Origin of the sequence: Nonomuraea terrae (assembly GCF_004348995.1) — a bacterium.
Taxonomy (GTDB): Bacteria; Actinomycetota; Actinomycetes; order Streptosporangiales; family Streptosporangiaceae; genus Nonomuraea; species Nonomuraea terrae.
In genome coordinates this window covers 1-7,814 of the sequence record NZ_SMKQ01000300.1, presented here as the reverse complement: position 1 = coordinate 7,814, position 7,814 = coordinate 1, and the positions used below count along the sequence as shown (strand labels likewise).

At 69.1% G+C, this 7,814-nt stretch carries 7 protein-coding genes; 4 read left to right on the top strand and 3 right to left on the bottom strand.

Features of this window, described 5'->3' with window-relative positions; translation table 11 throughout:
- Window positions 1-351: 351 nt before the first annotated feature.
- The 3 genes from E1286_RS44235 (at window position 352) to E1286_RS44225 (ending at window position 4,230) form a co-directional block, all read left to right on the top strand.
- A complete protein-coding gene (locus E1286_RS44235; protein ID WP_246075679.1) occupies window positions 352-1,554 on the top strand; it encodes a sensor domain-containing diguanylate cyclase in 1,203 nt (400 codons plus the stop codon).
- Between the two features lie 78 nt (window positions 1,555-1,632).
- Window positions 1,633-3,297: an energy-dependent translational throttle protein EttA gene (ettA, locus tag E1286_RS44230; protein WP_132622943.1), complete on the top strand. Its 1,665-nt coding sequence runs from the start codon at window positions 1,633-1,635 to the stop codon at window positions 3,295-3,297.
- Between the two features lie 342 nt (window positions 3,298-3,639).
- The gene (locus E1286_RS44225) at window positions 3,640-4,230 is read left to right on the top strand and encodes a hypothetical protein (protein WP_223190911.1); all 591 of its coding nucleotides are present in this window, start codon (window positions 3,640-3,642) and stop codon (window positions 4,228-4,230) included.
- Window positions 4,231-4,468: 238 nt separating this feature from the next.
- On the opposite strand, the gene E1286_RS44220 is transcribed toward E1286_RS44225, so the two are convergent.
- From E1286_RS44220 to E1286_RS44210, 3 genes are read right to left on the bottom strand one after another with little or no spacing between them, the layout of a single operon-like run.
- Window positions 4,469-4,876: a nucleoside hydrolase gene (locus E1286_RS44220; protein WP_132622939.1), complete on the bottom strand. Its 408-nt coding sequence runs from the start codon at window positions 4,874-4,876 to the stop codon at window positions 4,469-4,471.
- A gap of 3 nt (window positions 4,877-4,879) precedes the next feature.
- Window positions 4,880-5,827 (bottom strand): ribonucleotide-diphosphate reductase subunit beta, encoded by a 948-nt coding sequence (locus E1286_RS44215; protein WP_132622937.1) that lies wholly within the window; start codon window positions 5,825-5,827, stop codon window positions 4,880-4,882.
- Window positions 5,824-7,140, bottom strand: a complete 1,317-nt coding sequence (locus tag E1286_RS44210; RefSeq protein ID WP_132622935.1) for an MFS transporter — start codon at window positions 7,138-7,140, stop codon at window positions 5,824-5,826. Before E1286_RS44210 ends, E1286_RS44215 begins: the two co-directional genes overlap by 4 nt.
- Before the next feature lie 159 nt (window positions 7,141-7,299).
- Here E1286_RS44210 and E1286_RS44205 point away from each other — a divergent pair, with 159 nt between their 5' ends.
- Entirely contained in the window at window positions 7,300-7,812 is a 513-nt protein-coding gene (locus E1286_RS44205) for a VOC family protein (RefSeq protein WP_132622933.1), read from the top strand.
- Window positions 7,813-7,814: the final 2 nt, after the last annotated feature.

Here is a 7,814-nt window from a genome sequence, read left to right as displayed (position 1 = left end):
GGGGAGGAGGGGGCATCGGCCAAGTCCCAGTGACACCCCCGAAGGTGGGCCGATGGTGTGTTGCCCCGTATCAATCTGGCTAGGGCAGCTGGTCGGTCCAGGTTACGCCCCGCACCATGGTCGCTCCTTTCCAGCGCTGCGCTCCATCGCCGCCCGCTCCTGGCTGGGGCGGGTCGGCTGTCAACGTACCGGTTCCCGTCGCGCGACGCACCCTCCGCAATTATTGTGTTACACATCGTTAGTCAGGGAGGAGACGGGATGGCGGTTACCGGTCACGCCTCGGTCAAGTCTCGCGGCGGTGTGTCAACGCTTGCTGGTCGCTGGCCGTTGCTCGGGCAACGTCGCAGCTTGGTGCTCTACCTGTGCGCCATCGTCGCTCTCGATCTCGGGGCGATCGCCGTGTTGGGGGCGTCCACCGCCTTCCGGTGGCAGGACGCGCTCACCTTCGGCGCGTTGATGGCGTGCGGGGCAGTGTGCATCGAGGCGAGCAGGCGGCTCGGCATGCCGGCGGGTGTCTCGCGAGACCTGTTGTCGGCCTGGTGGCTGCCGGTGGCGTTGCTCCTGCCACCGCTCTACGCGTTGTTCGCCCCCATCGTGCTGCAGGTCTTGCTCCAGGTGCGGGTGCGGGCGACGGTGCTGCACCGGCGGGTGTTCAGCTCGGCGGCGATCGGGCTGGCAGGCTGCACGGCCAGCGTCGCCTTCCACCAGGTCGTCGAGGACCCGTGGTCGTTGTCGCGGGGGAGCGGCCCGCCCATCCTGTCCGCGGTGGCGGCCGCCGTGTTGTTCGCCCTGCTGAACATCGGGCTCATCGCCGTCGCGGCGCACACGGCCGACCCTGACATCACCTGGCGGGAGGTCCTGTGGGACCGGGAGAGCGTGCTGCTGGACGTCGTCGAGCTGTGCCTCGGCGTCACGGTCGCCATCCTGTGCGGCCTCAACCTCGCCCTGCTCATCCTGGCGCTGCCACCCGTGGTGCTGCTCCAGCGCAGCCTCCTGCACGCCCAGCTCCAGGCCGCCGCCCGTACGGACGCCAAGACCGGGCTGCTCAACGCGGCGGCCTGGCAGCGTGAGGCGGACACCGAGATCGTCCGCGCCCGCCGCACGGGCGACAGCCTGGCCCTGCTGATCATCGACATCGACCACTTCAAGCGGGTCAACGACGCCCACGGCCACCTGGTCGGCGACCAGGTGCTGGTCGGGGTGGCGAGCACGCTGCGCGGCCAGCTCCGCGACTACGACGTGGTGGGGCGCTTCGGCGGCGAGGAGTTCGTCGTGCTTCTGCCCGGCGCCGACAACGTGGAGGCCCGCCAGGTGGCCGAGCGGCTGCGCACGCACGTCAGTCTCATGGCCATCCCGGTGGACGACAGCCTGGTCAGGGTGACCGTCTCGACCGGGGTCGCGTTGATGAACGTGCACGGCGACGACCTCATCGACCTGCTGGCCGCCGCCGACCTGGCGCTGTACCGGGCCAAGGAGCTGGGGCGCGACCGCGTCTGCGTTCCGGCCGTGCAGTCCCCGCCGCCACGTTCGCTGCCTCACGAGCCCGCCTCCTGACCGGCGCGAACGAGCGGGCCGGGTGCGCGTCGGGAGGAGCGGCGGAAGCCTGGCTGGAGAGCCCCTAAGCTAGGGGGCATGCCGGAGTACATCTACACGCTGCAGCGCGTGCGCAAGGCGCACGGCGACAAGGTCGTGCTCAACGACGTCACTGTGTCGTTCCTGCCCGGAGCCAAGATCGGTGTCCTGGGGCCGAACGGCACCGGAAAGTCGACGCTGCTCCGGATGATGGCCGGTCTGGAGCAGCCGTCCAACGGCGACGCCAAGCTCATGCCGGGCTTCACGGTGGGCATGCTCCAGCAGGAGCCGCCGCTCAACGAGGAGAAGACCGTCCTCGGCAACGTGCAGGAAGGCGTCGCCGAGACGATGGCGATGCTCCAGCGCTACAACGACATCGCCGAGCAGATGGCCACCGACTACAGCGACGAGTTGCTGGAGGAGATGGGCAAGCTGCAGGAGCAGCTCGAGCACCGCAACGCTTGGGATCTCGACAGCCAGCTCGAGCAGGCGATGGACGCGCTGCGCTGCCCGCCGCCCGACGCCGACGTGACCAAGCTGTCCGGTGGTGAGCGTCGCCGGGTCGCCCTGTGCAAGCTGCTGCTGGAGGCGCCCGACCTGCTGCTGCTCGACGAGCCCACCAACCACCTCGACGCCGAGAGCGTGCAGTGGCTGGAGCAGCACCTGGAGAAGTACGCCGGCACGGTCCTGTCGGTCACCCACGACCGCTACTTCCTCGACAACGTCGCGGGCTGGATCCTCGAGCTCGACCGCGGCCGGGCGTTCGTGTACGAGGGCAACTACTCCACCTACCTGGAGGCCAAGGCCCAGCGGCTCAAGGTGGAGGGCCAGAAGGACGTCAAGCGCAAGAAGCGCCTGGAGGACGAGCTGGAGTGGGTCCGCTCCAACCCGAAGGCCCGCCAGACCAAGAGCAAGGCCCGTCTCCAGCGCTACGAGGAGATGGCGGCCGAGGCCGACAAGCACCGCAAGCTCGACTTCGAGGAGATCCAGATCCCGCCGGGCCCGCGCCTGGGCACCACGGTGATCAAGGCCGACGAGCTCACGAAGGGCTTCGGCGACCGCCTGCTGATGGAGGGCCTGACGTTCGACCTGCCGCGTAACGGCATCGTCGGCGTCATCGGCCCCAACGGCGTGGGCAAGACCACCCTGTTCCGCATGATCACCGGCAGCGAGACGCCCGACACCGGGTCGATCATCGTCGGCGACACGGTCAAGATCTCCTACGCCGACCAGACCCGGGGCGGCATCGACCCCAACAAGAACGTCTGGGAGGTCGTCTCCGACGGGCTCGACCACATCAAGGTCGGCAACGTCGAGATGCCGTCGCGGGCCTACATCGCGGCGTTCGGCTTCAAGGGCCCCGACCAGCAGAAGAAGGCCGGAGTCCTGTCGGGCGGCGAGCGCAACCGGCTCAACCTGGCGCTCACCCTCAAGCAGGGCGGCAACGTGCTGCTGCTCGACGAGCCGACCAACGACCTCGACACCGAGACCCTGTCGTCGCTGGAGAACGCGCTGCTCGAGTTCCCGGGCTGCGCGGTGATCACCTCGCACGACCGGTGGTTCCTCGACCGCATCGCCACCCACATCCTGGCGTGGGAGGAAGGCTCGAACTGGTTCTGGTTCGAGGGCAACTTCGCCGACTACGAGAAGAACAAGATCGAGCGTCTGGGCGCCGACGCCGCCCGCCCGCACCGGGTGACGTACCGGAAGCTGCACCGCGACTGACGGTGAGTGGCCTGGCGCCGTAACGGGTTCGTCCGTTACGGCGCAGCCGACGTCCACACCGCGCGCCCGCGCCGGGTGACGTGCTGGGAGCTGCGTCGCGACTGACGGTGAGTGGCCTGGCGCCGTAACGGAGTTCATCCGTTACGGCACAGCCAACGTCACACCACCCACCGCACGTGGCCGGCGACCTCCAGGGAGACGCCCGCTGACCCGCACGTGGCCGGCCGCCGCAACGCCGGGCTCGTGGGCCCGTCGAGGTGGTGACGCGGTATGCCACGCGACGCTGGTGAAACTGCCGGGCCTTCGTTGGGAGGTGCGCCCGTGGCGGGTCGGGAGTACAGCGTGGCCGATATCACCGTGCTCGACTTCGACGAGCACGTGCGCAAGCGCCCTGGCATGTACTTCGGTGTGGCGCTCGGTGACCCACGACTGCCGACCCAGGTCTTGTCCGCGGTCGCGGGGCATGTCGCGCATCCGGCGGCGAGCGTCGCAGAGGTGCATTCCCTGTCGGCCGGGATCGACATCGTCGGCGATCTCTGCTTGAGGGTGACGGTGGATCAGCCGCACGCCTGGCAGGACGCTCCGGCGTTGGGCTACTTCGGCTCCCTGTTGGGCCCCGAGTGGTGGCAGCCGGCGGCAGCGGCGGCGCTGTGTGAGAAGGCGTCCGTCGAGATGTGGCGCGACGGACGGGGTTTCCGCCAGGACCTCGCCGGTCTCCGGCCTGTCTCCGAGGTCGAGGTGTTCGATCCGCCCACCGGCAGCGGCACGCGCATGACGTTCACCCTCGATCCGCGGGATCTGCGGCCGGGCGCCGCCTTCCCCGCCGATCTGGAGGGCATAGACGTGCACGGCCCGTACTGCGACGCGGCGCACGGGCCGGGACGCATCATCCTCCGAGACCACCGTCACGGCACTTCCCGGCGATGCCGGTGACGTGAACTTCGGGGCGTGCGTGAGCGGAACTGCCCGGCAGTGCCCGGTTCGGATCCGGTACTGCTGGTTGCTCGAATGGTTCGGCGGCGTCGGTGAGGTGGGCTGCGGGGGTGGGTGAGTGCCTGGTAGCGCGGGTGAGGTGAACATTCGGGCGGTGCTGGTGAGGTCACCTGCCCGGCGGTGTCGGGCAGGTGATGTGCCGGACGTTCGGTGGCTTCCGGGGTTCAGACCGGGTGGGTCAATCGGTTCTGAGGCGGGAGAGGGCGGCCAGGGACTCGACGAAGAAGTAGATGACGCGGAAGAACGCCAGCACATCTCCCCGTTCCAGCCGCAACTGCCGATACATCACCACCCGACCGGGATCGGCGCCCTCGCGCAGCTCGCGCCAGGTGTCCGCGCCGGCGGCCAGGACGTAGTCGGCCGCGCTCGGGTCGGAGGTGATCTCCGCCTCCGCGCACTTGCCGTCCTTCCAGCGCAGCACCAGATATTCGCCCGTTTCCCGCACGCCGAGCGCCCAGGTGGCGGTGTAGCCGGTGCGTGCGCGGTCGATCCAGTTCCAGTACGTCGGCAGTTTGCCCGCCCGCTCAGGACCGGCGTCCACGGCGGCCCGGGCGGCTTCGGCCCATTCCGGGGTGAAGAAACGCATGTGTCAGCCTCCGGCCAGCTCGGGCTCGATGCGGGAGACCATCTCGCGGATGTCGGGCGGGATCGCGATGCCGACGTCCGTGAGCTTCATGTGGAGCTGGCGGATCATGAGTCGCCTGACCTCCTCAGGCGTCCAGCCGAGCGACTCCAGCGCGAGCCGGCGGCTGGCGGCGCCGTTGATCGCGAGGATCGTCCGCAGCGTCTCGTGGATCTGCAGCAGCAGTCGCGGATCCTCCTGCACGGAGTCGCGCAGGAACCGCATCCCGAACTGCACGTGTCTGGCCTCGTCGCGGCACGTGGCGGTGAACCCGGTGTAGTAACCGGGCAGGAACCCCCGCTCCCGGCAGTACGTCAGCGTGATCTTCATGACCGACAGCGCCAGCACGCCCTCGATCCACAGGAAGTACGTGGTCCCGTACCGCACTCGGGCGGCCGGGTCCTCCGGGTCCTTGCGCAGCTCGTCGGCCTGGTAGGCGAGCAGCCCGAACGGGCCGACGAACGTCTCCGACACGTGCTCGAACGACGCGTCCAGCACCTCCTGGACGGAGTCGCCCGGCATGCCGACCACCTCGCGGTAGAAGCGATCGAAGAAGACGGTGTGGCGGGCCTCGTCCTCGATCTGGCTGGACATGTAGATCTTGGACTCCTCCGAGCCGCCCAGCATGAATACCGGCAGCTCCACCTCCACCTGCCGCTCCCCGTGGTGGAAGCCGGCGGAGATGCCGACGAAGGCGTCGCGCTCCTCCTGCGTCATGCGCTCGCGCCAGTCGGCGACGTCCTGGGAGAAGTCAAGCTCGTAGACGTCCCAGCGCTGGCGCAGGTATCGCTTGTACAGCTCGGTGTAGTCGGGCAGGCGCTTGAGGTCGCGGTGCACGTACGCGAGCACGTCGTCGATGTCGAGGTCGCGGATGCCGCGCAGGTCGGATTCGGCGACGTCGGTCAGCTCGGTCATGAGTCAGCCTCCCCGAGGGCGACGGGCGCGGGGGTGCGGGCGGAGCGCCGCCAGGGCCCATTGAACATCACGATCGCCGGGATGAACAGGACGAGACACCCCAGGGCCACGAAGAGCCAGGTCTGCCAGCCGGTGGCCTCGACCACGTGCGGGATGACGAGCAGGCCGATCACGGCGATGCCCTTGCTGAGGAACCCGAACAGCCCCCTCGCGGTGCCCTGCAGGCGCGGGTCGGCGTCCTCGGCGTCCTCGGAGTAGTTGGCCATCCAGGGGGCGTACGCGACGCCGAGTGAGCCGCCGAGCAGCGCGCCGGTCACCATCAGCGTGCCGGTCGAGACGTCCTGCCGGCCGAGCTCGACGGCGAGGTAGGCGGTGACGAGGACGGCCGCGACGGTGCCGCCGAGGGAGAACGGCTTGCGCAGCTGCGTACGGTCGGACAGCCGTCCCGTCACGATCAGGGTGATGAGGTTGAGGCTCCAGAACGCCGCCATGATCGTCGATGCCTCCGCGCTGCTGACGCCGAGCGCCCCGACCAGCATGGTCTGCCCGAACAGGGACAGCGTCACGTAGAGGACCAGCCACAGGGAGATGCCGACGACGTGCGCCCAGATGTTCGGCCGGCTGAACAGGGAGCGCAGGCGTGGCGGAGCCGACAGGTCCACGACCGGGGTGGCGGCGCGTTCGGTGTGCTGGATTCTCGCGCGCAGCTCGGGTGACAGGTCGGCGATGTTGAGCGCGATGACGATTGAGATGACCAGCGAGAAGCAGCCCATGATGACGAACTGCGAGCGCCAGGAGTTGTCGAAGATCGGCAGGGTCCAGCCGGCCACGGCCGCGGCCAGGAAGTTCGCGCCGACCGGGCCCCACGTCCAGAAGCCGAACGCCTGGGCGCGTCCCAGACGGGGGGAGAAGTCGCGGATCAGCGGTGCGGTGCTGGCCATGGCGACGCCGTCCACGAACGCCAGCACGATCCGGACGATCAGCAGGTCGCGCGGGGTGTGCACGAGGGTCATGACGAAGCAGAGCACCGCCGTCAGCGCCATGAGCGGGATGAGCAGGCGTACGCGGCCGAGCCGGTCGGTCAGACGCCCGCCCAGGATGGAGGCGATCGCGCCGGCCACCGCCGCGAGGCCCGACACGGTGCCGTACGTGGCCAGCGACATGTCGAGGTCTTCGAGCAGCAGGGGCACGACGGGCGCGATCTGCCCTTCGTAGGAGCCGATGAGGATGGCCAGCACGGCCATCGTGAGGATCTTCATCCGGCGTGCGCCGGTCGGGTATTCGTCGAGCTCGCGGACATAGGACAGCCTCATGGGCCAGCCTTTCTTCTCGCCTCCCGGAGTTATTCTAGAAGCTAGCTCTAGAATTGCCTTCTTGGATGCTGCTCCCCACAGGGGGCTCCGTCAAGAGTGAGCGAGGCGTCTGCGGCTAGAATGAAATTCTAGGATTCCGAGAAGTGAGGAGCCCCCCGCGTGGACCTGGAACTGGACGGTCTCGAGGTGTCCTTCGACCACACGGCCGTGGCCGCGCCGCGAATCAGGGATCTGCTGCCGATCTACCGTGACTTGCTCGGCGGCCGGCACCTGGGCGGAGGCGGCGACAACCGGGTCGCCGGTTACCGCACGCTCCAGCTGACCTACGCCAACGGCGGCAAGGTGGAGCTGATGGAGCCGCTGGCCGGATCGACGTTCTTCGACAGCTTCTTCGAGCTCAGCAGGGGGCGGGGCGGCGTCCACCACCTCAACTTCCACGTCAACGACCTGGGCGCCGCCGTGGAACGCCTCACCGCCCGCGGCTACCGCCTGCACGGGCTCAACCGGTCGGATCCGCGGTGGCAGGAGGTGTTCCTGCACCCGAAGGAGGCGCACGGCGTCCTGATCCAGCTGGCCCAGCCGGGCTTCCGTGAGGGCGACGAGCCCCGCCCGTCCCTGGACGAGGTCCTCGCCGGCCAGGGCCGCAACGGCAACGGCATCCCCAGCCCCTGACC